The organism is Nocardiopsis endophytica, from assembly GCF_027706725.1.
Taxonomy (GTDB): Bacteria; Actinomycetota; Actinomycetes; order Streptosporangiales; family Streptosporangiaceae; genus Nocardiopsis_A; species Nocardiopsis_A endophytica.
On record NZ_JAQFWQ010000014.1, the window covers coordinates 22460 to 44353 of the forward strand.

The 21894-nt window shown below is 74.2% G+C and carries 20 protein-coding genes and 1 pseudogene; 13 read left to right on the forward strand and 8 right to left on the reverse strand.

Going from position 1 to position 21894, the window contains the following annotated elements; all coding sequences use genetic code 11:
• The first annotated feature begins 23 nt into the window (after nucleotides 1–23).
• The 3 genes from O4J56_RS07200 (at nucleotide 24) to O4J56_RS07210 (ending at nucleotide 4310) form a co-directional block, all read left to right on the forward strand.
• On the forward strand, nucleotides 24–1997 hold the full coding sequence (locus tag O4J56_RS07200) for a glycoside hydrolase family 18 chitinase (protein ID WP_270684536.1): 1974 nt from the start codon (nucleotides 24–26) through the stop codon (nucleotides 1995–1997).
• Nucleotides 1998–2125: 128 nt separating this feature from the next.
• The gene (locus O4J56_RS07205; RefSeq protein ID WP_270684537.1) at nucleotides 2126–3802 is read left to right on the forward strand and encodes a glycosyl hydrolase family 18 protein; all 1677 of its coding nucleotides are present in this window, start codon (nucleotides 2126–2128) and stop codon (nucleotides 3800–3802) included.
• Between the two features lie 64 nt (nucleotides 3803–3866).
• Nucleotides 3867–4310: a GNAT family N-acetyltransferase gene (locus tag O4J56_RS07210; RefSeq protein WP_270684539.1), complete on the forward strand. Its 444-nt coding sequence runs from the start codon at nucleotides 3867–3869 to the stop codon at nucleotides 4308–4310.
• On the opposite strand, the gene meaB is transcribed toward O4J56_RS07210, so the two are convergent.
• The 3 genes from meaB to O4J56_RS07225 are packed head-to-tail and all read right to left on the reverse strand — an operon-like array spanning nucleotide 4288 to nucleotide 7003.
• Nucleotides 4288–5235, reverse strand: coding sequence for a methylmalonyl Co-A mutase-associated GTPase MeaB (meaB, locus tag O4J56_RS07215; protein WP_270684541.1), 948 nt, complete (start codon nucleotides 5233–5235; stop codon nucleotides 4288–4290). The two genes, O4J56_RS07210 and meaB, sit on opposite strands and share 23 nt — an antisense overlap.
• A gap of 52 nt (nucleotides 5236–5287) precedes the next feature.
• The gene (locus O4J56_RS07220) at nucleotides 5288–5812 is read right to left on the reverse strand and encodes a DinB family protein (RefSeq protein WP_270684542.1); all 525 of its coding nucleotides are present in this window, start codon (nucleotides 5810–5812) and stop codon (nucleotides 5288–5290) included.
• Nucleotides 5813–5815: 3 nt separating this feature from the next.
• Nucleotides 5816–7003 carry an acetyl-CoA C-acetyltransferase gene (locus O4J56_RS07225; protein WP_270684544.1) on the reverse strand — a complete coding sequence of 396 codons (1188 nt, stop codon included), beginning with the start codon at nucleotides 7001–7003 and terminating at the stop codon, nucleotides 5816–5818.
• Between the two features lie 85 nt (nucleotides 7004–7088).
• On the opposite strand from O4J56_RS07225, the gene mce reads away from it, so the two are divergent.
• A complete protein-coding gene (gene mce, locus O4J56_RS07230) occupies nucleotides 7089–7538 on the forward strand; it encodes a methylmalonyl-CoA epimerase (protein WP_270684546.1) in 450 nt (149 codons plus the stop codon).
• A 306-nt stretch (nucleotides 7539–7844) separates the two neighbouring features.
• A complete protein-coding gene (locus O4J56_RS07235) occupies nucleotides 7845–9131 on the forward strand; it encodes a DivIVA domain-containing protein (RefSeq protein WP_270684547.1) in 1287 nt (428 codons plus the stop codon).
• 84 nt (nucleotides 9132–9215) lie between these two features.
• Here the strand turns inward: O4J56_RS07235 and O4J56_RS07240 are convergent, their stop codons facing one another.
• From O4J56_RS07240 to O4J56_RS07250, 3 genes are read right to left on the reverse strand one after another with little or no spacing between them, the layout of a single operon-like run.
• Nucleotides 9216–9953, reverse strand: coding sequence for an alpha/beta hydrolase (locus tag O4J56_RS07240; protein WP_270684549.1), 738 nt, complete (start codon nucleotides 9951–9953; stop codon nucleotides 9216–9218).
• A 9-nt stretch (nucleotides 9954–9962) separates the two neighbouring features.
• On the reverse strand, nucleotides 9963–10259 hold the full coding sequence (locus O4J56_RS07245; protein ID WP_270684550.1) for an ATP/GTP-binding protein: 297 nt from the start codon (nucleotides 10257–10259) through the stop codon (nucleotides 9963–9965).
• 54 nt (nucleotides 10260–10313) lie between these two features.
• The gene (locus O4J56_RS07250) at nucleotides 10314–11495 is read right to left on the reverse strand and encodes a 3-hydroxyacyl-CoA dehydrogenase (RefSeq protein ID WP_270684552.1); all 1182 of its coding nucleotides are present in this window, start codon (nucleotides 11493–11495) and stop codon (nucleotides 10314–10316) included.
• 78 nt (nucleotides 11496–11573) lie between these two features.
• Here O4J56_RS07250 and O4J56_RS07255 point away from each other — a divergent pair.
• Nucleotides 11574–12473, forward strand: a pseudogene (locus tag O4J56_RS07255) (LLM class flavin-dependent oxidoreductase); the annotation flags it as partial.
• Between the two features lie 141 nt (nucleotides 12474–12614).
• On the opposite strand, the gene O4J56_RS07260 reads toward O4J56_RS07255, so the two are convergent.
• Nucleotides 12615–13007 (reverse strand): SCO5389 family protein, encoded by a 393-nt coding sequence (locus O4J56_RS07260; protein WP_270684627.1) that lies wholly within the window; start codon nucleotides 13005–13007, stop codon nucleotides 12615–12617.
• A gap of 207 nt (nucleotides 13008–13214) precedes the next feature.
• Between O4J56_RS07260 and nucS the strand changes: the two genes are divergently transcribed.
• Together nucS and O4J56_RS07270 are read left to right on the forward strand one after the other, a co-directional pair.
• Nucleotides 13215–13892, forward strand: a complete 678-nt coding sequence (gene nucS, locus O4J56_RS07265; RefSeq protein WP_270684554.1) for an endonuclease NucS — start codon at nucleotides 13215–13217, stop codon at nucleotides 13890–13892.
• A gap of 80 nt (nucleotides 13893–13972) precedes the next feature.
• Nucleotides 13973–14800 (forward strand): ion transporter, encoded by an 828-nt coding sequence (locus tag O4J56_RS07270; protein WP_270684556.1) that lies wholly within the window; start codon nucleotides 13973–13975, stop codon nucleotides 14798–14800.
• Here the strand turns inward: O4J56_RS07270 and gdhA are convergent.
• Nucleotides 14793–16145: an NADP-specific glutamate dehydrogenase gene (gene gdhA, locus O4J56_RS07275; protein ID WP_270684558.1), complete on the reverse strand. Its 1353-nt coding sequence runs from the start codon at nucleotides 16143–16145 to the stop codon at nucleotides 14793–14795. The two genes, O4J56_RS07270 and gdhA, sit on opposite strands and share 8 nt — an antisense overlap.
• A gap of 150 nt (nucleotides 16146–16295) precedes the next feature.
• Between gdhA and O4J56_RS07280 the strand changes: the two genes are divergently transcribed.
• The 5 genes from O4J56_RS07280 (at nucleotide 16296) to O4J56_RS07300 (ending at nucleotide 21565) form a co-directional block, all read left to right on the forward strand.
• On the forward strand, nucleotides 16296–17183 hold the full coding sequence (locus O4J56_RS07280; RefSeq protein WP_270684560.1) for an ABC transporter ATP-binding protein: 888 nt from the start codon (nucleotides 16296–16298) through the stop codon (nucleotides 17181–17183).
• Nucleotides 17180–17974 carry an ABC transporter permease gene (locus O4J56_RS07285; protein WP_270684562.1) on the forward strand — a complete coding sequence of 265 codons (795 nt, stop codon included), beginning with the start codon at nucleotides 17180–17182 and terminating at the stop codon, nucleotides 17972–17974. Before O4J56_RS07280 ends, O4J56_RS07285 begins: the two co-directional genes overlap by 4 nt.
• Complete coding sequence (locus O4J56_RS07290; protein ID WP_270684564.1) at nucleotides 17932–19200, forward strand: sensor histidine kinase; 1269 nt, start codon at nucleotides 17932–17934, stop codon at nucleotides 19198–19200. Before O4J56_RS07285 ends, O4J56_RS07290 begins: the two co-directional genes overlap by 43 nt.
• The gene (locus tag O4J56_RS07295; protein ID WP_270684566.1) at nucleotides 19197–19820 is read left to right on the forward strand and encodes a response regulator transcription factor; all 624 of its coding nucleotides are present in this window, start codon (nucleotides 19197–19199) and stop codon (nucleotides 19818–19820) included. Before O4J56_RS07290 ends, O4J56_RS07295 begins: the two co-directional genes overlap by 4 nt.
• 206 nt (nucleotides 19821–20026) lie before the next feature.
• Entirely contained in the window at nucleotides 20027–21565 is a 1539-nt protein-coding gene (locus O4J56_RS07300) for a M28 family peptidase (protein ID WP_270684567.1), read from the forward strand.
• Nucleotides 21566–21894 lie beyond the last annotated feature (329 nt).

Here is a 21894-nt window from a genome sequence, read left to right on the forward strand (position 1 = left end):
TCCCGAGCGTGAGGACACCCCCCATGTCCGCGAGACCCCCCGCACTCGCCGCGCTGATCGCCGCGGTGACCGCGCTCCCCCTGGCCCTGGCGGCCGTCCCCGCCGCGGCCGACCCGGCCCCCGCCGCCGCCCCCGAGGGCGTCACCGTCCTCTACACCGAGGGCTCCTCCTGGGAGACCGGCTACAGCGGCCAGTTCACCATCGACAACGCCTCCTCCTCCGACCTGTCGGACTGGACGATCAAGGTCACGCTGCCCGCCGGCGCCGAGATCACCAGCCTGTGGAACGCCACCATGGACAGGGCCGGAAGCGACTACACGCTCACCCCGCCGAGCTGGGGGGCGACCGTCCCGGCCGGCGGCACCTACCAGATCGGCTTCAACGGCTCCCTGTCCGCCGGCGCCACCGAGACCGCGCCGGTCTCCTGCACCGTCAACGGCTCGCCGTGCGCGGGCGGACCCGGCGGGGACGACACGCAGGCGCCCACCGCCCCGACGGGCCTCTCGGTGGCCGGGACCACCTCCACCAGCGTGGACCTGTCCTGGACCGCCTCCACCGACGACACCGCCGTGGCCGGCTACGAGGTGCTCTCCGGCGGGCAGGCCGTGCGCACGGTCATCGGGGACACGCCCGCGGCCACCGTGTCGGGGCTGACCCCCGACACCGAGTACTCCTTCACCGTCCGCGCCTTCGACGCCGCGGGCAACACCTCCGGCGAGAGCGCGGCGGTCACCGCCCGCACGGCCAAGGGCGGCGGCCCCGGCGGGCCCGGCGGCGGCAAGCGGGTCGGCTACTTCACCCAGTGGGGCATCTACGACCGCGGCTACCTGGTGAAGAACGTCGACACCAGTGGCACCGCCGAGCGGCTGACGCACATCAACTACGCCTTCGCCAACATCAACGCCAACGGCCAGTGCTTCCAGGCCAACCCGCTCGGCCAGGGCGACGCCTGGGCCGACTACGGCCGCTCCTTCCGCGCCGACGAGAGCGTGGACGGCGTGGGCGACACCTGGGACCAGGACCTGCGCGGCAACTTCAACCAGCTGCGCGAGCTCAAGGAGAAGTACCCGCACCTGAAGGTGAACCTGTCGATCGGCGGGTGGACCTGGTCCAAGAACATCTCGGAGGCGGCGAGCACGCCGGAGTCGCGGCAGCGGATGGCCTCCTCGTGCATCGACATGTTCCTGCGCGGGAACCTGCCGGCCTTCGACGGCGCGGGCGGCCCCGGCTCGGCGTTCGGCGTCTTCGACGGCATCGACCTGGACTGGGAGTGGCCGGGCTCGGAGGGCCACCCGGACAACGTGTGGAAGCCCGAGGACAAGCAGAACTTCACCGCGCTGGTGTCGGAGTTCCGCACCCAGCTGGACGCCCTGGAGACCGAGACCGGGCGCGCCTACGAGCTGACCTCGTTCATGCCGGCCGACCCGGCGAAGGTGGAGGCCGGGTTCGAGGTCGACAAGATCATGAAGGACTTCTCCTTCGTGACCCTTCAGGGCTACGACTACCACGGCGCCTGGGAGGCGACCACGGGGCACCAGTCCAACCTGGTGCTGGCCGCGGGCGACCCGAGCGCCCCGGAGCGGCGCTTCAGCGGGGAGATCGCCCTGGAGGCCTGGACCTCGCGCGGCGCGGACCCGGCGGACATCGTGATGGGCGTGCCGTTCTACGGGCGCGGCTGGACCGGTGTGCAGCCGGGCCCGGACGGGGACGGGATGTTCCAGTCCTCCTCCGGCCCCGCCCGGGGCACCTATGAGGACGGCATCGAGGACTGGAAGCGCCTGAAGGACCTGCCCGGGTTCACCCTGCACCGGGACGAGCAGGCCGGGGCCGCGTGGATCTACGACGGCACCACGCTGTGGACCTTCGACGACGAGACCGAGATGCGGCGCAAGGCGGACTGGATCACCGCGCAGGGCCTGGGCGGCGCCATGGTGTGGTCGCTCGACGGCGACGACGCCCAGGGGTCGCTGATGCGCTCCCTGGACGGGGCCCTGTAGGGGCGGGCGCAGGGCCGAGCAGGGCCGAGCAGGGCCGATTGTGCAGGGCGGAACCTCCGTTGACCTCCGCCGAGGCAAATAGTTAAGTTTCTTAAAAAATTCGGCACGAGAGATGGAGTACCCCCCGCATGCGCTCTGTCCGCATCCCCCGGGCGGCCGGGGCGGCCGGTGCCGCCCTGCTGCTCGTCCCCCTCACGCCCGGCGCGGCCCTGGCCGCGCCGGGCGGCGCCCCCGCCCCCACCGCCGAGCACACCGAGGTCTCCCGCTGGCCCGGCGGCTACCAGGCGCAGATCACCATCACCAACCCCGGCACCGAGCCGCTGGAGGACTGGAGCCTGGAGTTCGCCCTCCCCGAGGGCGCCGAGGTCCACCAGATGTGGAACGCCGAGCTGGAGGACTCCGGCGGCGGCTACACCGCCGCTCCCCCGCACTGGGGCGCGGCCGTCCCGCCCGGCGGCAGCTACACCTTCGGCTACAACGGCCGGTACGACGGGGACGGCCCCACCGACCCGGTCTCCTGCACCCTCGACGGCGCCCCCTGCAAGGACGGGGACGACGGCGCCGAGGAGCCCGAGTACCGCCAGGTCGGCTACTTCACCCAGTGGGGGGCCGAGGACAAGGGCTTCCACCCCCGGTCGCTGGAGGAGACCGGGCAGGCCGACAGGCTCACCCACGTCATCTACGCCTTCGCCAACATCGACGGCGAGGGCTGCTTCGCCACCGACGAGGAGGGCGAGGGCGAGGCCTACTGGGACTACGGCCGCCCCTACCCGGCCCGGGAGAGCGTCGACGGCACCGCCGACGACCCGGAGCAGCCGCTGCGCGGGACCTTCAACCAGCTCCGCGAGCTCAAGGAGGCCAACCCCGGCCTGAAGGTGTCCATCGCGCTGGGCGGCTGGTCGTGGTCCACGAACTTCTCGGACGCGGCGCTGCCGGAGAACCGGGAGGAGGCGGTGGCCTCCTGCGTCGACATGTTCCTGCGCGGGAACCTGCCCGAGCTCAACGGCGCGGGCGGCGAGGGCGCCGCAGCGGGCCTGTTCGACGGCATCGACCTCGACTGGGAGTGGCCCGCCACCCCGGGCGAGCCCGGCAACGTCGTCCGGCCCGAGGACAAGGAGAACTTCACCGCGCTGGTGGGCGAGTTCCGCCATCAGATGGACGCCCTGGGCGAGGAGACCGGGCAGGAGTACCTGCTCACCTCGTTCATGCCGGCCAACACCGGCGCGATCGACGCCGGGTACGAGGTGCCCGCGCTCATGGAGGACCTGGACTTCATCAACGTGCAGGGCTACGACCTGACCGGCGCCTGGAACCCGGCCACCGGGCACCAGGCGAACGTGCGGGTGGCCGAGGGCGACCCGGCGCAGGCGCCGCGCTCCTACGAGACGGTCGTGCGGGAGTGGGTGGACCGCGGGGCCGAGCCCGAGGACATCGTGATGGGCATGCCCTTCTACGGGCGCGGCTGGCAGGGCGTCGAGCCCGGGCCGGACGGCGACGGGCTGTGGCAGGCGGCCGACGGCGCCGCCCCCGGGCCGCGCGACCCCGGCTACAACGACTTCAACGTCCTCAAGGGGATGGCCGCCTCCGAGGGGTTCACCGTGCACCGGGACGAGCACGCCGGGACCGCCTGGATCTACGACGGCGACCAGTGGTGGAACTACGACGACGCCACCGCCATCGCCCAGAAGGCCGCCTGGGCGCGCGAGTACGGGCTCAGCGGCGCGATGGCCTGGTCCCTGGACGGCGACACCGCGCAGGGCGAGCTGACCGCGGCCCTGCACGGGGAGCTGAACGGAAGAGGGTGAGCCCTCCCCGGACGCGGGGCGCTGCCGACGGGAGACGGCGGCGCCCCGCCCTATGCTCGGACCCATGTCCGTGATCACCGTGCGGGCGTCGGACTTCTCCGGTCTGGACGCCGCCACCCTCTACGCCCTGCTGCGCCTGCGCGTCGACGTGTTCGTCGTGGAGCAGGAGTGCCCCTACCCCGAGCTGGACGGGCGCGACACCGAGCCCGGGACGCTGCACGTGTGGGCCTCGGAGGGGGATCACCTGCTGGGGTGCCTGCGGGTGCTGGAGGAGGAGGGCGGGACCGCCCGGATCGGGCGGGTGGCCACCGCCCCCGGGGCCCGGGGCCGGGGCGTGGCGGGCCGCCTGGTGCAGGCGGCCCTGGAGCGCATCGGCCCGCGGGAGGCCGTCCTGGACGCCCAGACGCGGGTGCGCGGCCTGTACGCCCGCTACGGCTTCGCCGAGGACGGGCCCGAGTTCCTGGAGGACGGCATCCCCCACGTGCCTATGCGCCGTTCAGCGCCTTGAGCAGCGCGTCGGCGGCGGTGTAGGGGTCGGACCCGGCGACGACCTCGTCGGCGAGGCGGTCCAGCGCGTCGTGGCCGTGCACGTCGGCCAGACGCTCGCGCAGCGCCCGCATCGCGATCGCCTCGACCTCCTCGCGGGCGCGGGCGCGCCGCCTGCGGGCCAGCAGGCCCGAGGTGCGCAGGTACTCGGCGTGCTTGTCGAGGTGGTCCAGCAGCTCGTCGACGCCCTCGCCGGTGGCGGCGACGGTGCTGGCCACCGGGGGCTTCCACTCCCCGGTGTCCCGCTCGGCCATGGCGACCATCTGGCGCAGGTCGCGCACGGTGGCGCGGGCGCCCTCCCGGTCGGCCTTGTTGACCGCGAACACGTCGGCGATCTCCAGCATGCCGGCCTTGGCGGCCTGGATGCCGTCGCCCATGCCGGGGGCGGCGAGCACGACCGTGGTGTCGGCGTGCCCGGCGATGTCGACCTCGGCCTGGCCGACGCCGACGGTCTCCACCAGGACGGTGTCGAACCCGGCGGCGTCGAGCACCCGCAGCGCGTGCGGGGTGGCCCAGGACAGCCCGCCCAGGTGCCCGCGGCTGGCCATGGAGCGGATGAACACCCCCGGGTCGGTGGCGTGGTCCTGCATGCGCACCCGGTCGCCGAGCAGCGCCCCGCCGCTGAAGGGCGAGGACGGGTCGACGGCGAGCACCGCCACGGTGCGGCCGCGCTTGCGCAGCTCGGCGGTGAGCGCGCTGGTGGTGGTCGACTTGCCGACGCCGGGGGCGCCGGTCAGGCCGACGATGCGGGCGCGCCCCGCGGCGGGCGCCAGCCCGGCCATGATCTCCCGCAGCTGCGGGGCGCCGTTCTCCACCAGGGACACGGCGCGCGCCACGGCGCGCCGCTCACCGCGCAGGACGCGCTCGACGAGACCGGGGACGTCCAAACCGCCACTCCGTCGTACCACTGCCGTATGCCGTACCGCTGCCGTACCGCTTCTAGCGCGCGTCGGCGAACCGCCCGGTTGCGCCGTCGGTCTGCTCGCGCAGGATGTCGGCGTGCCCGGCGTGCCTCGCGGTCTCCTCGATCATGTGCACATAGATCCAGCGCAGGGTGACCCGGCCGAGCTCGGCGTGGGGCACCGCGTCGTCCAGGGAGGACCCGGCGGCCGCGGCCCGCGACTCGGCGCAGGCCCGGCGGTACTCCTCGGTGAGCGAGGCGACCGTGTCCCCGGGCCGCAGGTCCGCCCAGGTGGAATCGGGGTCGGACAGGTCGATGCCCAGCCGTTCGGCCGGGATCCCCTGCAGGACGTGCCCGAACCAGTTCCGCTCGACCAGGGCCAGGTGCCGCAGCAGCCCGGCCATCGTGGTGCGGGAGGGCACCAGGCGGCGCCGGGCGTCCTCGTCGGACAGCCCGGCGGCCTTCTCCTCCACCGACAGGCGGTAGGCGTCCAGGAACGCCTCCAGCACCTCGCGCTCGCCGCCCTCGGGGGCGGCGGCCATCACCCGCCGCAGCGCGTCCACGGCTCAGGCCCCGGGTACCCGCAGCAGCAGCGCGTCGCCCTGGCCGCCGCCACCGCACAGGGCGGCCGCGCCCAGGCCGCCGCCCCGGCGGCGCAGCTCGAAGGCCAGGTGCAGGGCCAGGCGCGCCCCGGACATGCCGATGGGGTGGCCCAGCGCGATGGCGCCGCCGTCGACGTTCACCTTCTCCTCGCTGACGCCCAGGTCCCGCATGGACTGCACGGCGACGGCGGCGAAGGCCTCGTTGATCTCGATGAGGTCCAGGTCGGCCGCGTCGGCCCCGGCCTTGCCCAGCGCGTGGCGGATGGCGTTGGAGGGCTGGGAGTGCAGGGAGGTGTCGGGGCCGGCCACGTTGCCGTGCGCGCCGATCTCGGCGAGCACCTCGCAGCCGAGCTCCTCGGCCCTGGCGCGGCTCATCACGACCACGGCGCAGGCGCCGTCGGAGATCTGGGAGGCGGACCCGGCGGTGACGGTGCCGCCCTCCCCGAAGGCCGGGCGCAGCTTGGCCAGCCCCTCGGCGGTGGTGTCGGGGCGCACGCCCTCGTCGGCGTCGACGACCTTGTCCTCGCCCTTGCGCTGGGGGATGCGCACCGGGGTGATCTCGGCGTCGAAGCGGCCGTCCTTCTGCGCGGCGGCGGCGCGCTGGTGGGACAGCGCGGCGAAGGCGTCCTGCTCCTCGCGGGTGAGGCCGAGCCGGGCGTTGTGCCGGTCGGTGGAGGCGCCCATCGACTCGCCGTCGAAGGGGTCGGTGAGCCCGTCGTGCTCGGTGGCGTCGAGCACCTCGATCGCCCCGTACTTGTGGCCCTTGCGGGCCGCGGGCAGCACGTGCGGGGCGTTGGTCATGGACTCCATGCCCCCGGCGACGACGACGTCGAACTCCCCGGCGCCGATGAGCTGGTCGGCCAGGGCGATGGCGTCCAGGCCGCTCAGGCAGACCTTGTTGACGGTCAGCGAGGGCACGGTCAGGGGGATGCCGGCCTTGACGGCGGCCTGGCGGGAGGGGATCTGCCCCTGCCCGGCCTGCAGCACCTGGCCCATCACGGTGTAGCCGACCTGGTCGCCGGAGATCCCCGCGCGCTCCAGGGCCGCGGCGATGGCCGCCGCGCCGAGGTCGACCGCCTTCAGCGGGGCCAGCCCGCCGAGGAGCCGGCCGATCGGCGTCCGGGCGCCGCTGACGATGACGGATCCGGGCATGAAGGGCCTCCACGTGTTCCTGGTCGCACTTGTTCTGCCACGATACAGATGTCCGCTCGACCGCCTCCCGGGAGGATCGGCACCCGTGTTCACCCGCATCGACCACGTCGGCATCGCCTGCCGCGACCTGGACGCCGCCGTCGCGTTCTACCGCTCGACCTACGGCTTCGAGGTGGCCCACGAAGAGGTCAACGAGGAGCAGGGGGTGCGCGAGGCGATGCTGCGCGTCAACGGCACCGACGACGGCGGCGCCAGCTACCTGCAGCTCCTGGAGCCGATCCGGGACGACTCCCCGGTGGCCAGGTTCCTGGAGCGCAACGGCGAGGGCGTGCACCACGTGGCGTTCGGCACCGGCGACGTGGCCGGGGCCTCGGCGGCGGTCGCCGGGCGCGGGGTGCGGGTCCTGGACGCCGAGCCGCGGCCCGGGTCGATGGGGTCGCGCATCGCCTTCCTGCACCCCAAGGACTGCGGCGGGGTGCTGACCGAGCTGGTCCAGGCCGCGGGCCCGGAACCGGATCGTGAGCCCGGATCGTGAGCACTGTCCGGAAGGTTCGTGACGCAACCGTCACACAGGGCCTCCCCGCACTTGGTAAAGTCTGCTGACCGCCAGGATCCTGGCGCCCGCCCAGTCGTCCACGGCCGGCGAGCCTCCCCCGGAGCCGACGGCGTCCCCCGGCGCTAATGGTGTCCGCAACGGCCGACCAAGACTCCGTATCAATGGAGAGAACTTCGATACGCCTGAGGTCGGCGCGCAGTACCCTCCCCTGGAGGGCGTGCGCGGAGGGCGACTCGCCACCCGTCCGTCCGCTTGCCGTCTCGTCACCGTTCAGGATTCCGCCACATGTCGTCCGATATTGAAGCCCAGCTCACCAACTTCTTCGATGAAGGCACCCAGTCGACCGAGTTCGACGTGGTCCTGCGCGGCTATGACCGGCAGCAGGTCCAGGAGTACATCACCCAGAAGCACACCGACCTGACCCAGGCGCGCGAGGACGCCGAGGCCGCGCGCAACGAGCTCACCGAGGTCAAGCGCCAGCTGCAGGAGCAGGAGCGCCCGACCTACGCGGGCCTGGGCGCGCGCATCGAGCAGCTGCTGCGCCTGGCCGAGGAGCAGGCCGCCGAGCTCGTGCAGGGCGCCCGCGCCGAGGCCGACGACATCCGCGCCGAGGCCAAGATCGAGGCCGCCGACATGCGCGCGGCCGCCGAGAACGAGGCCACCGAGCTGCGCACCACCGCCCAGCGCGAGGCGGACGAGATGCGCACCTCGGCCGAGAACGAGGCCGAGGAGGTGCGCACCACCGCGCGGCGCCAGGCCGACGAGCTCACCGCCACCACCGAGCGCGAGGTCCAGAAGAAGATCTCGCAGGTCGAGCATGAGATGGCCGAGCGCCAGGCCACGCACGAGGCCGAGATCTCCAAGATCCGGATGACCACCGAGCGCGAGTGCACCCAGGCCCGCGCGGCCATGAAGCGCGAGCGCGACGAGACCATCCAGTCCGCCAAGCGCCAGGCCGAGGAGCTGCGCGCGCAGGCGCAGCGGAACATGGAGGAGAGCGAGGCCCGGCGCGCCCAGGAGGAGTCGGAGTTCGAGATCCAGCTGGCCAGCCGCCGCGAGGAGGCCGAGCGCCAGGACCAGGAGCGCCTGGCCGCCGCTCAGGCCGCCACCCAGAAGCTGGTGGCCGAGGCCGAGGAGCGGGCCGCCAGCGCCGACCAGCGCGCCACCAAGGCCAGCAGCCAGGCCGAGCAGACCCGCAAGGAGGCCGAGCAGCACGCCAAGCAGGTCGTCGGCAACGCCAAGAAGCAGGCCGAGCAGATCGGCCAGGAGGCCCGGTCCAAGGCCGAGCACCTGGTCAGCGACGCCAAGTCGGAGGCGGACCGCATCCTGACCGCCGCCCGCCAGCAGGTCGACGAGCTGACCAAGCAGCGCGACAGCATCCAGTCGCACCTGCAGCAGCTGCGCCAGCTGCTCGGCGGCGGCGACGCCCCGGCCCCGGCCGCCCCCGCGGCCCCGGCCCCGGCGGAGGCGCCCGCCCTGGAGCAGAAGGCCTCCTCCAACGGCCAGGCCAAGAAGAAGGAGCCCGCCAACGCCTCCTCCGGCGAGGAGAACGAGGACTGGTGGCAGGAGTAGCCCGTAGGCCCTGAGCCCGGACCCGGGCACACGCCGAGGCCCGGCCCCTCAGGGGCCGGGCCTTCGTGCGTCGTGCGGTGCGGCCTACAGGCCGGTGTCCTTGGTGGCGGGGCCGTCCCACTCGGTCGGCAGCGGGTGGGCCTTGGGTGCCACCCGCTTGACGACCTCGTCCAGGACGGTGCGCACGTAGGGCTCGCCGACCCACAGGTGCTTGGCGCCCGGGACGCCGATCACCTCGGCCTGCGGTACCCGGGCGAAGCGGCGCCGCGCCTCGTCGGGGCGCAGGTAGTCGTCGAACTCGGGGACCAGCGCCGTCAGCGGCCGCCCGAACTCCGCCCAGGCGTCCAGGTCGGCGTCGGTGGCGCGGTGCAGCGGCGGGGAGAGCAGGACCGCGCCCTCCACCTCGGGGTCGCGCCCCCATTTGAGGGCCAGCTCGGTGCCGAAGGACCAGCCCAGCAGCCACGGCCGGGGCAGCCCCTCGAACTCGGCGTACTCGATGGCGGCGGCCACGTCGTAGCGCTCGGCCTCGCCGTCGCCGAAGGAGCCCTGGCTGGTGCCGTGCCGCGAGGAGGTGCCGCGGGTGTTGAAGCGCAGCACCGCGGTGTCGGCCAGCGCCGGCAGCCGGAAGGCGGCCTTGCGCAGCACGTGGCTGTCCATCATGCCCTCGGCGGTGGGCAGCGGGTGCAGGCACACCAGGGTGGCGGCGGGGGCGCCGCCGCCCTCGGGCAGCGCCAGCTCGCCGACGAGCTCCAGGCCGTCGGCGGTGTGCAGGGTGATGGGGCGGCGCTCGGCGGGGAGCACCGTGGTGGCGCGGATCTCCATGGGTTCCTCTCAGCGCAGGTGCGCGCGCCGCTGCCAGCAGGAGGAGTGCCAGTGCCGGCGGTCCTCGCCGTCGCCATAGGGCCGCCAGGCCACCACGTGCGGGGTGCCCGGCGGGAGGTCCTGGCGGCACCCGGGGCAGCGGTAGGTCTTGGCGGCCGCGGCGCCGCTGATCCGCCGGAGCACCCACTCGCCGTCGGGTCCGGTCTCCCGCCGCTGGCCCCCGGTGACGCGCAGCATCAGGGCGTCGGGGTCGGCGTCGCGGGCGGGCGCCCCTTTGCGGCGGGGTGTGTTTCGGCGCGGGCTCACCCTTCAAGGGTAGGGGCCCCTGGAGGCTCCAGGGGCCCCGGGGTGTGTGCCGCTCTACGCGTTCTCCCGCGCCGCCTTGGCCGTGAGCGGGGAGGGGGCGTAGGGGGCGAGTCCGGCGTCGGCGACGGCGCGCAGCACGCGCGCCACCTCGGCGCCGCCGCGCTCCTCGGCCAGCTCGACCGGGCCCTTGGGGTAGCCGCAGCCGAAGCGCATGGCGGTGTCGACGTCGACCGCGGAGGCGTAGCCGTCGCCGACCATCCGCAGCGCGTCGTCCATGTGCGGGGCCAGCAGCAGGTCGGCCAGGCCGAAGCCGAGCGATCCGTCGCGCACGGACTCGGCGACGGGGCCGGAGGGGTGCTCCTCGGCGGCCGGGGCCTGGCCGCCGTAGGCGTAGAAGCCGCGGCCGCTCTTGCGGCCGAGCATCCCGGCGGCGACCATGCGGCGCAGCAGCGGCGCCGCCGCGTAGCGGGGGGTGCGGAACTCCTCCCAGAGCACGTCCATGACGGCCAGGCACACGTCCAGGCCGACCAGGTCGGCGAGGGTGAGCGGCCCCATGGGCAGCCCGGCGCCGCCGGTGGCGGCGGCGTCGATCTCCTCGCGGGAGGCCAGGCGGCGCTCGTAGAGGGAGACGGCGTCGTTGATGTAGGGCACCAGAAGGGCGTTGGCGACGAACCCGGCGCGGTCGCCCACGCTGACCGGGGTCTTGCCGATGCGCTTGGCGACCTCCTCGGCCACCGCGGCGGTTCCGGGGTCGGTGGAGGGGGTGGAGACCACCTCCACCAGCTTCATCACCGGCGCGGGGTTGAAGAAGTGGAGGCCCACGACCAGGCCCGGGCGGTCGGTCAGGGCGGCGATCTCCGTGACCGACAGCGAGGAGGTGTTGGTGGCCAGGATCGTGCCGGGCGGGCAGATCCGGTCCAGGTCGGCGAAGACGTCGCGCTTGATGTCGGGCCGCTCGGGGACGGCCTCGACGACGAAGTCGGCGTCGCCGAGGTCCTCGCGGTCGGTCGTCAGCACGATCCGGCCGAGGATGGTGTCGTGCTCCTCTGGGGTGATCTTGCCCTTGTCGCGGGCGCGCCCGAGGGACGCGGCGATGTGCCCGCGGCCGCGCTCGACGGCGTCCGTGTCGATCTCGACTCCGGTGACGGAGAAGCCGGCCCGGGCGAAGACCTCGGCGATCCCCGCGCCCATCGTGCCGAGCCCGACCACTCCGACCTTGTTGAATTCCTGCACCATGGGGCCAACCCTAGACGGTCGCCTCCGGGTGCCCCGGTTCCGCCCCCGCGGCGCCGGGCGGGCGGCCACAATGGCCCCATGCGCATCGGAGCCTTCCTTCCCGCGGCCCAGTTCCCGGGCCGCGACCACACCGCCACGCTGGAGGCGGCGGCGCGGGCGGCCGAGGCCGCCGAGCGGGCCGGGTTCGACGACGTGTGGTTCGCCGAGCACCACTTCATGTCCTACGGGGTGTGCCCGTCGGCGGTGGCGATGGCGGCCTACGTGCTGGGGCGCACCCGCCGGGTGCGGGTGGGCACGGCGGTGAGCGTGCTGAGCACCGCCCACCCGGTGGCCCTGGCCGAGCAGGCCAACCTGCTGGACCAGGTGTCCGGGGGGCGGTTCCGGCTGGGGGTGGGGCGCGGCGGCCCGTGGGTGGACCTGGAGGTGTTCGGCACCGGGCTGGAGCGGTACGAACGGGGGTTCGGCGAGTCGCTGGAACTGCTGCTGGAGGCGCTGCGCGGTGGGCCGATGCGCGCCGACGGCGCGGTGTTCGGGTTCCGGGAGGTGGAGGTGGTCCCGGGGCCGCGGACGCTGCCGCACCCGGAGGTGGTGGTGGCGGCGACCTCGGAGCCGACGCTGGCGCTGGCCGCCGGTGCCGGGCTGCCGGTGATGCTCGGGCTGCACCAGGACGGGGCGGCCCAGGCGGCGATGCTGGAGCGCTACGGGGAGCTGCGCGCTGAGGCCTGCGCGGAGGGCGCGGTGCGCGGGCACGTGGCGGCGGCGGTGGCGCACGTGGCCGATTCGCGCGAGGAGGCGCGCAAGGCGCTGCTGGAGGCGCTGCCGCGGTGGCTGGGCCCGGGCCTGGAGGGCTACGTGCCGGTGGACGGGCGGCCGCGGCCGCAGCGGGACCCGGACGCCTATGCGCGGTTCCTGTGCGACGCCCACGCGGTGGGCACGGCGGAGGACTGCGCCGCGGTGCTGCGCGAGCGGGCGGAGGCGACCGGCGCGGACGCGCTGATGCTGCTGGTGGAGGGCGCGGGCGAGGAGGCCGCGGTGCTGGAGAACATCGCCCGGCTGGGCGAGGAGGTGCTGCCGCGGGTGCGCGGCGGCAGTGCGGCGCCGCGCACCCGCGCGCTCGCATCAGCAGTCGACGAGTTCGGGCGACTGGTTGAGGAGCTGGGCCCGCGGGGTGGTGAACGCCTTGTAGGCGTCGTCGGTGCCGGGCGGGAACAGGGCGAGGCGGTGGCAGTTCTGGAAGGCCAGCCGCATGCCGAAGTGGCGCTCGACGGCGGCGCGCATGGCGTCGCTGGCCACCATCCGCAGGAGCTGGCCGCGCTCGGCCTCGCTGGGCGGCGGGGTCTCGTTGGCGGCGAATCCGGTGCCGTCGGCGTCGGTCCCGGCGCGCTCGGCCAGGCCGCTCACCAGGGACCAGGCGTACGGCAGCGATTCGCGGATGCAGGCGATGAAGTCGGCGTCGGAGACCTCGCCCCGCTCGGCCTTGTCCAGCAGTTCGGGAGGAACCGTCAGCGACATGGGTGTCCCATCTTCTCGTCGGGCGGTCGTTGCGACGGTAAGCCCCGCGCCACGGCGCGTCACGGGGCCCGGGGGCCACAGAAGGCTGTCCCGGCCGCCATATGAAAATAGTTATCATTCCCGTTCGGCGCCGGCGGTTCCGGGGGAGGCGGTTCCGGCGGGCTTTCGGGGGAAGCGGGGCCCCGTCCGCCGCTAGGATCGGGGGCCGTGAGACTCGTGATCGCCCGGTGCAGCGTCGACTACGTCGGCCGCCTGACCGCCCACCTGCCCATGGCCCCGCGGCTCGTGCTGTTCAAGGCCGACGGCTCGGTCTCGGTGCACGCCGACGACCGCGCGTTCAAGCCGCTGAACTGGATGAACCCGCCGTGTACGGTGCGCGAGGGCACCGCGGAGGACGGCACGGCCGAGTGGACGGTCACCCACGGCAAGTCGGGCGAGAAGCTCGTGCTGCGGATCGAGGAGGTCCTGCACGACAGCACGCACGAGCTCGGCCCCGACCCGGGCCTGCAGAAGGACGGCGTCGAGGCGCACCTGCAGGAGCTGCTCGCCGAGCACATCACCACCCTGGGCGAGGGGTACACGCTGATCCGGCGGGAGTACCCGACCGCGATCGGCCCCGTGGACATCCTGTGCCGGGACGGCGACGGCGGCACCGTGGCCGTGGAGCTCAAGCGGCGCGGCGACATCGACGGCGTCGAACAGCTGACCCGCTACCTGGAGCTGCTCAACCGGGACCCGGCGCTCAAGCCGGTGCGCGGGGTGTTCGCCGCCCAGGAGATCAAGCCGCAGGCGCGGGTGCTGGCCGCGGACCGCGGCATCGGGTGCGTCACGCTCGACTACGACGCGCTGCGCGGGATCGAGCCGGACACCCCGCGGCTCTTCTGACCGGACCGAGTGTCGTCAGGGGCGTGCATGATGCGCCCCGTACCCCCCGCCGACCGGTCCACGTCAGGAGTCCCGCCCCCGTGCGCCCCCGCATCCACGCGCTCGTCGACGCGCCGCTGTTCCAGCGCGCCATCATCACCCTCATCCTCGTCAACGCCGGGATCCTCGGGCTGGAGACCTCCCCGGCGGTCGTCGAGGCCCACGGCCCGCTGCTGCACGCGCTGGACCGCGTGCTGGTGTGGGTCTTCGTGACCGAGATCGCGCTGCGCTGGTACGCGCACGGGCGGCGGTTCCTGTCCGACCCGTGGAACTGGTTCGACCTGGTCATCATCGGCATCGCGCTGCTCCCGGCCACCGGCCCGTTCTCGGTGCTGCGGGTGCTGCGCGTGCTGCGGGTCCTGCGCCTGCTGTCGGTCATCCCGTCCCTGCGGATGGTGGTGACCGGGCTGTTCCGGGCGCTGCCCGGGATGGCGTCGATCTCGCTGCTGCTGGTGCTGCTGCTCTACGTGTCCGGGGTGATGGCCACCAAGCTCTTCCAGGAGGAGGCGCCGCGGCACTTCGGCGACCTGTGGACCTCCCTGTTCACCCTCTTCCAGATCATGACCGGCGACTCCTGGAGCTCCATCGCCCGCGAGGTGATGGAGGAGGAACCGCTGGCCTGGGTGTTCTTCATCGCCTACATCCTGGTCTCGACCTTCATCGCGCTCAACCTGTTCATCGCCGTGGCGGTCGAGGCCCTGGAGCAGGGCAGGGGCCGGGACCGCCCGGCCGAGCGCGAGCACAGCCGCGAGCAGAGCCGCGAGCAGGAGGCCCTGCTCGCCGAGCTCCGGGGGCTGCGGGCCGAGGTCGCCGACCTGCGGGAGGCGCTGGGCACCGGCGGACTCGGCACCGGGGAGCGGGTCAGATGACCCCCTGGGCCAGCATCGCCTCGGCGACCCGCTCGAAGCCCGCGATGTTGGCCCCCGCCACGTAGTCGCCGGGGCGCCCGTAGCGCTCGGCCGTCTCATGGCAGGCGTCGTGGATGGAGCGCATCACCGCGGTCAGCCGCTCCTCGGTGCGGGCGAAGGACCACGCGTCCCGGGAGGCGTTCTGCTGCATCTCCAGGGCGCTGGTGGCCACCCCGCCGGCGTTGGCGGCCTTGCCCGGCGCGAACGCCACCCCGGCCTCCCGGAGGACGGCGGCGCCCTCGGGGGTGGTCGGCATGTTGGCGCCCTCGGCCACGGCCAGCACCCCGTTCGCGACCAGGGTGCGCGCGTCCTCGGCGGTCAGCTCGTTCTGCGTGGCGCACGGCAGCGCCACGTCGCAGGGCACCTCCCAGACCCGGCCGCCGGGGACGTACCGGACCTCGCCGCCGCGCCGCTCGGCGTAGTCGGCGACCCGGCCCCGCTCGACCTCCTTGACCTGCTTGAGCAGGGCGGTGTCGATGCCCTTGTCGTCCACGACGCACCCGCCGGAGTCGGAGACGGTGACCACCGTCGCGCCGAGCTGCTGGGCCTTCTCGGCGGCGTAGAGCGCCACGTTGCCCGACCCGGAGACCGCCACCCGCAGCCCCTCCAGGTCCCGGTCGCGCATGCGCAGCATCTCCTTGGTGAACAGCACGCAGCCGTACCCGGTGGCCTCGGTGCGCGCCTGCGACCCGCCCCAGCCGGTGCCCTTGCCGGTGAGCACGCCCGCCTCGTGGCGGTTGGTGATCCGCCGGTACTGGCCGAACAGGTAGCCGATCTCCCGGCCGCCGACGCCGATGTCGCCCGCGGGCACGTCGGTGTGCTCGCCCAGGTGGCGGTAGAGCTCGGTCATGAAGGACTGGCAGAACCGCATGACCTCGGCGTCCGAGCGGCCCTTGGGGTCGAAGTCGCTGCCGCCCTTGCCGCCGCCGATGGCCATTCCGGTGAGCGCGTTCTTGAAGATCTGCTCGAAGCCGAGGAACTTGACGATGCCCAGGTCCACCGACGGGTGGAAGCGCAGGCCGCCCTTGTAGGGGCCGAGCGCGCTGTTGAACTCCACCCGGAACCCGCGGGCGACGTGCACCCGGCCCACATCGTCGGTCCAGGGCACCCGGAAGATGAGCTGCCGCTCCGGCTCGGCGATCCGCTCGACCAGCCCGGCCTCGGCGAACTCGGGGCGCCGCGCCAGGACCGGGCCGAGGGTGTCCAGGACCTCGTGCACCGCCTGGTGGAACTCCTCCTGGCCGGGGTTGCGGCGCAGGATGTCCCGGTAGAGGGGGTCGACACTGGGGTCGAGGGTCGCCGCCATGGGTGCCTCCGGTGTGTGGGTGTGGCCGACGGGGACGATGGTAGGCCCCGGGCCCACGGGGGCCCACGGCGCGGGGTCGTCCGAACGGACGACACCGGTCCGTCCGCCGCGCCGATACCGGCGCGGCGCCCCGCGCCGGAGGATCGGGCCATGACCGAGACCGAAGGAACCGAGGGACCCGTGATCGACGTGCGGGGGCTGCGCAAGGCCTACGGGGGCGCCCCCGCCGTCGACGGCGTCGACCTGGGGGTGGAGCGGGGCCGGATCACGGCCCTGCTCGGCCCCAACGGCGCCGGGAAGAGCACCACCGTGGAGATCCTGGAGGGCTTCCGCACCCCCGACGCGGGACACGTGCGGGTGCTGGGCGCCGACCCGTCCCGCGCCGGGCGGGCCTGGCGGGCGCGCATCGGCATCGTCTGGCAGGAGCCGGTGGAGCCCTCGCCGCTGCCGGTGCGGGACCTGCTCCGGCACTTCGCCGGGTACTTCCCGGACCCGCTGCACCCGGACGAGGCGCTGGAGCTCGTCGGCCTGGCCGACCGGGCCCGCTCGGGCGCCCGCGCGCTCTCCGGCGGCCAGCGGCGGCGGCTGGACGTGGCCGTGGGCTTGATCGGCCGCCCCGAGCTGCTCTTCCTGGACGAGCCGACCACCGGGTTCGACCCGGCCTCCCGGCGCCGCTTCTGGGCGATGGTGCGCTCCCTGGCCGGCGGCGGGACCACCGTGCTGCTCACCACCCACTACCTGGAGGAGGCCGAGGCGCTGGCCGACGAGGTGGTTGTGCTGCGCTCGGGGACCGTCGCGGCCCGCGGGGACGCGGCCACGCTGGGCGGGCGGCGCACCGCGCGGGCGACGGTGTCGTGGACCGAGGACGGGGCGGCGCGGCGGGTCCCCACCGACGAGCCGACGCGGACCGTGGCGGAGCTGGCGGCGCGGTTCGGGGGCGAGGTGCCGGGGCTGTCGGTGCACCGGCCCACGCTGGAGGAGGTCTACCTGTCGCTGATCGGCGAGGAGAGCGGGGAACACGGGGAGGCGGCCGAATGACCGTGCTGAGACTGGGCGCCTCGCGGGCCGTCCTGGAGCTGCGGGAGTACTTCCGGGAGGGCCTGCAGGTGGTGTTCACCTTCGCCCTGCCGTTCCTGCTGCTCCTGCTGTTCACCACCGTCTTCGGCCAGGGGTTCGAGGGCGGTTCCGCCGGGGCCGCCGCCTACTACGTGCCCACGCTGACCGCGATGGGCCTGATGGCGGTGAGCTTCCAGAACCTGGGCACCGCCATCGCCGCCGAGCGGGGCGACGGGACGCTGCGGCGGCTGCGGGGGCTGCCGCTTCCCGCGGCCGCCTACTTCACCGGCAAGGCGGGCATGGTGCTGGTGCTGGCGGTGCTGCAGGCGGCGCTGCTCGTCGGGACCGGGGCGGCGGCGTTCGGCATGGACCTGCCGAGTGACCCGCGCCGGTGGCTCGACCTGGCCTGGATCCTGCTGCTGGGCACGACCGCCTGTACGCTGCTCGGCATCGCCGTCAGTTCCGCCGCCCGCACGGCCCGCGCGGCCCAGGCGGTGGTCGCGCTCCCCTTCCTGCTACTGCAGTTCGCCTCCGGGGTGTTCGTCCCCGTCCAGGCGCTGCCGCCCTGGCTGCTGAACGTCGGCGCGGCGTTCCCGCTGCGGTGGATGGCCCAAGGACTGCGGTCGGTGTTCCTGCCGGAGTCGGCGGCCGCCGCGGAGGCGGGCGGGTCGTGGCAGCTGGGGACGGTCGCGCTCGTGCTGGCCGCGTGGTGTGCAGGAGGATTGGTGCTGTGTCTGCTGACGTTCCGCTGGAAGAGCACGACGCAGGGGTGAGCCCGGGGCGGCTGCCGCCCGCGCCGGAGGACTGGGTCGCCACGCCCTACTGGGACGCCTTCGTGGTGGCGGTGCTCGGGCTGATGGCGCTGGTGGGCGCCCTCGCCGGAGAGGGCGCCGCCGCCCGCTGGACCGCCTCGGGGGCGCTGGCCGCCCTGGCCGCCTTCTACCTGGCGTACGGGCGGCGGGTGCTGCGGCGTGGGCCGTTCCAGGGGTGGCGGGCGGCCCCGGCGCTGGCCGGGTACGCCGCGCTGTTCGTCCCCGCCGCCACGGCGGTGCCCTCGGTGGCCACCGCCCTGGTCGCGCTGGCACCGCTGGCGTTCATGACCATCCCGGGGCTTCCGGCCGCGACGGCCGTGGGCGCCATGCTCTACGGTCCGGCCCTGCTGCGCACCGCACTGGACCCGTCGTCGGCCGGCGGGCTGGCGGTCGAGCTGCCCGTGCTCACCGTGGTCCTGCTCTTCTCCCTGTGGTTCGGCGGGTGGATCGGCCGGATCATCAGGCAGAGCGCCGAGCGGGCGAAGCTCATCGAGGAGCTGGAGCGCAGCCGGGAGCAGGCGGCGGCGCTGTCGGCGCAGGCGGGCGCGCTGGCCGAGCGCGAGCGCATCGCCCGCGACATCCACGACACCCTGGCCCAGGGGTTCACCAGCGTGGTGGCGCTGGCGCAGGCCGTGGAGTCGGAGATGGACCGCGACCCGGAGGCAGCCCGGCGGCACCTGGAGCTGATCAAGGAGACCGGGCGGGAGAACCTGGCCGAGGCGCGGGCCCTGGTGGCCGGGGGCGCGGCCGGAGGGACCGCACTGGAGCTGGAGGAGGCGCTGCGCCGCACGGCCGGGCGCAGCGGCCAGGAGGCCGGGGCCGACACGGCGTTCACGGTGCGCGGGGACGCGCCGGGGCGCCTGCCCCCCGAGGTCCAGGTGGACCTGTTGCGCGGCGCGCAGGAGGCGCTGGCCAACGCTCGCCGCCACGCCGGGGCCTCGCGCATCGGGGTGCTGCTGGAGTACCTTCCGGGGGCCTGCCGGGTCACCGTGCGCGACGACGGGCGCGGCTTCGACCCGGGCGCGGCGCGGTGCGGCTTCGGCCTGGTGGGGATGCGCCGCCGGGCCGAGGCGGCGGGCGGGAGCCTCGCCCTGGAGACCGCCCCGGGCGGCGGCACCGAGGTCCGGCTGGAGATCCCGTACCCGGGAGGGGCGGCGGGCACGAGGGGCACGGAGGAGGGGTCATGATCCGCGTGGTGCTGGCCGACGACCACCCGGTGGTCCGCGAGGGCATCCGGGGGATGCTGGCGGCCGAGGACGACATCGAGGTGGCCGGGGAGGCCGCCTCGGGCGGCGAGGCGGTGGCCGTCGCGGCCGCGGTCGGCGCCGACGTGGTGCTGATGGACCTGCGCATGCCGGGCGGGGACGGCGCCGAGGCGACCGAGCGGCTGCGGCACGAGGCGCCGCGGGTCCGGGTGCTCATCCTGACCACCTACGACACCGACGCCGACATCCTGCGGGCGGTGGAGGCCGGGGCCACCGGCTACCTGCTCAAGGACGCGCCGCGCACGGAGCTGGCGGCGGCGGTGCGGGCGGCCGCGCGCGGCGAGACGGCGCTGTCGCCGTCGGTGGCCACCCGGCTGGTGTCGGGGATGCGGGCGCGGGCCGAGGCCCCGGCGCTGTCCGAGAGGGAGGTCCAGGTGCTGCGGCTGGCCGCCGACGGGCTGACCAACGCCGAGATCGGGGCGCGGCTGTTCATCGGCGCCACCACCGTCAAGACCCACCTGGTGCGCGTCTACGCCAAGCTGGAGGTGTCCGACCGGACCGCGGCGGTCACCCGGGCGATGCGCGAGGGGCTGCTCGACTAGCGCCGGTCCCGAACGGCGCCGGGTTGGACGAAAGCGACCATCACAGCACACTCCGGGGTACATCCGTAACCCCTCTGGCTGATTGTGGCAACAGGCCGTCCGATTTCTTGCCCGCCACCCGGCCCGGTGACAGGCTGCACGGTACCTCGCACCGTTCGCGCCCGGCCCATGGTTCCCCGTGGGCGGGCCCAACAGGAGGACGTTCCGTGCGCAGAATCCCTACATCCCCTTCCCCCCGCCGCGCCTCGGCGCTGCGCCGCGCGGCCGCCGGAGGCGCCGGCCTGGCCGCCGTCGTCGCGCTCGGCCTGGCCCCGGCCTCCCCCGCCGCGGCCTCCCCGGCGTCGCTGGACGAGCTGGTGACCGCGGACGCGATCCGCGGCCACATGGAGAACCTCCAGACGATCGCCGAGTACAACGGCGGCAACCGGGCGACCAGCACGCCCGGCTACGACGTGGCCGCGAACTACGTCATCGACCAGCTGAAGCAGGCCGGGTACAAGCCGAAGAAGAACGAGTACGAATACTCGCTCTGGAGGCAGCACTCGGACGCGGAGTTCGCGCGCACCGCGCCGGACCCCTACACCTACACCGAGGACGAAGAGTACGCCCCGATGACGTTCTCGGCGGCCGGTGACGTGACCGCCCCGGGCGTGCCGGTGGCGCCCGACGCCGCGGACAGCGGCTGCGAGGCCGGGCAGTTCGAGGGCTTCCCCGAGGGCGCGGTGGCCGTCATCCGGCGCGGGGCGTGCAGCTTCGCGCAGAAGACGCAGAACGCCGCGGACGCGGGCGCCTCGGCCGCGGTGGTGTTCAACTCCGGCAGCGACCCGAGCGACCCGGACACCACCGAGCTGTTCTACGGCACGCTCGGCGAGGAGAGCCAGATCCCGGCGCTGAGCACCAGCCTGGCCGTGGGCGAGGAGCTGGTCGCCGCCGAGGGCCTGGAGCTGCGGGTCTTCGTGGACGCCAGCGTGGTCACCGAGACCTCCTACAACATCATCGCCGACGCCAAGGGCGGGGCGAAGGACAACGTGGTCATGGCCGGGGCGCACCTGGACAGCGTCCCCGAGGGGCCGGGCATCAACGACAACGCCAGCGGCTCGGCCTCGCTGCTGGAGACCGCGATCCAGTACCCGGAGCTGGACGACAAGCCCAAGAACAAGGTCCGCTTCGCCTGGTGGGGCACCGAGGAGCAGGGCCTGGTCGGGTCCACGAAGTACGTGGAGGGCCTGTCGGACAAGAGGCTCGACGACATCGGGCTCTACCTGAACTTCGACATGCTCGGCTCGCCCAACTACGGGCTGCTGGTCTACGACGGCCGCGGCGAGCTGCCGGAGTCCGACCCGGCCCCGTCCGGCTCGGGCGCGATCCAGAAGACCTTCGAGGACTACTTCGCCGGCCAGAACCTCGACACCGACCCGACGGTGCTGGGCTCGCGCTCGGACCACTACCCCTTCATGAGCGCCGGGGTGCCGGTCGGCGGGCTGTTCAGCGGCGGCGACGCGATCAAGACCCAGGAGCAGGCCGACAAGTGGGGCGGTACGCCGGGGATCACCTTCGACCCCAACTACCACACCCCCGAGGACGACCTGGACAACATCAGCTGGGAGTCGATCGACATCCTGTCCGGCGGCCTGGCGCACTCGGTGGAGACCTTCTCCGCCTCCACCCTGCCGGTCAACGGCAAGGTGCGGTCGCTGTCGGCGCAGCAGGAGCCCGCGCAGCTGGGCGACCTGTGGCTGCGGTAGCACGCTGAGGGGCCGAAAGAGGGGCCCGTCGGAGCCCGCCGGGGCGCTCCCCGGCGGGCTCCTCCGCGTCCGCGGCACGGGGCGGCGGGCGGATGGGCCCATTCAGCGGCGGGCCGGGCGGGCGGTGGGCCCCCCGACCCGCACCGCCCGCCCGAACCGCTCCGGCCGCCCCTCCCGGGCACGTCCCCTCCGTGCCGGCGCGGCCTCTACCGGATGGCCCCCGGTTCCTCACCCGGTCGACGGTGTCCCCCTCGGCACCGATCGACTACGCTCCGTGCGTTGCGTGTGTCACACAGTATCAGCGTCGCCCGGGGCCCATAACCCCCCGT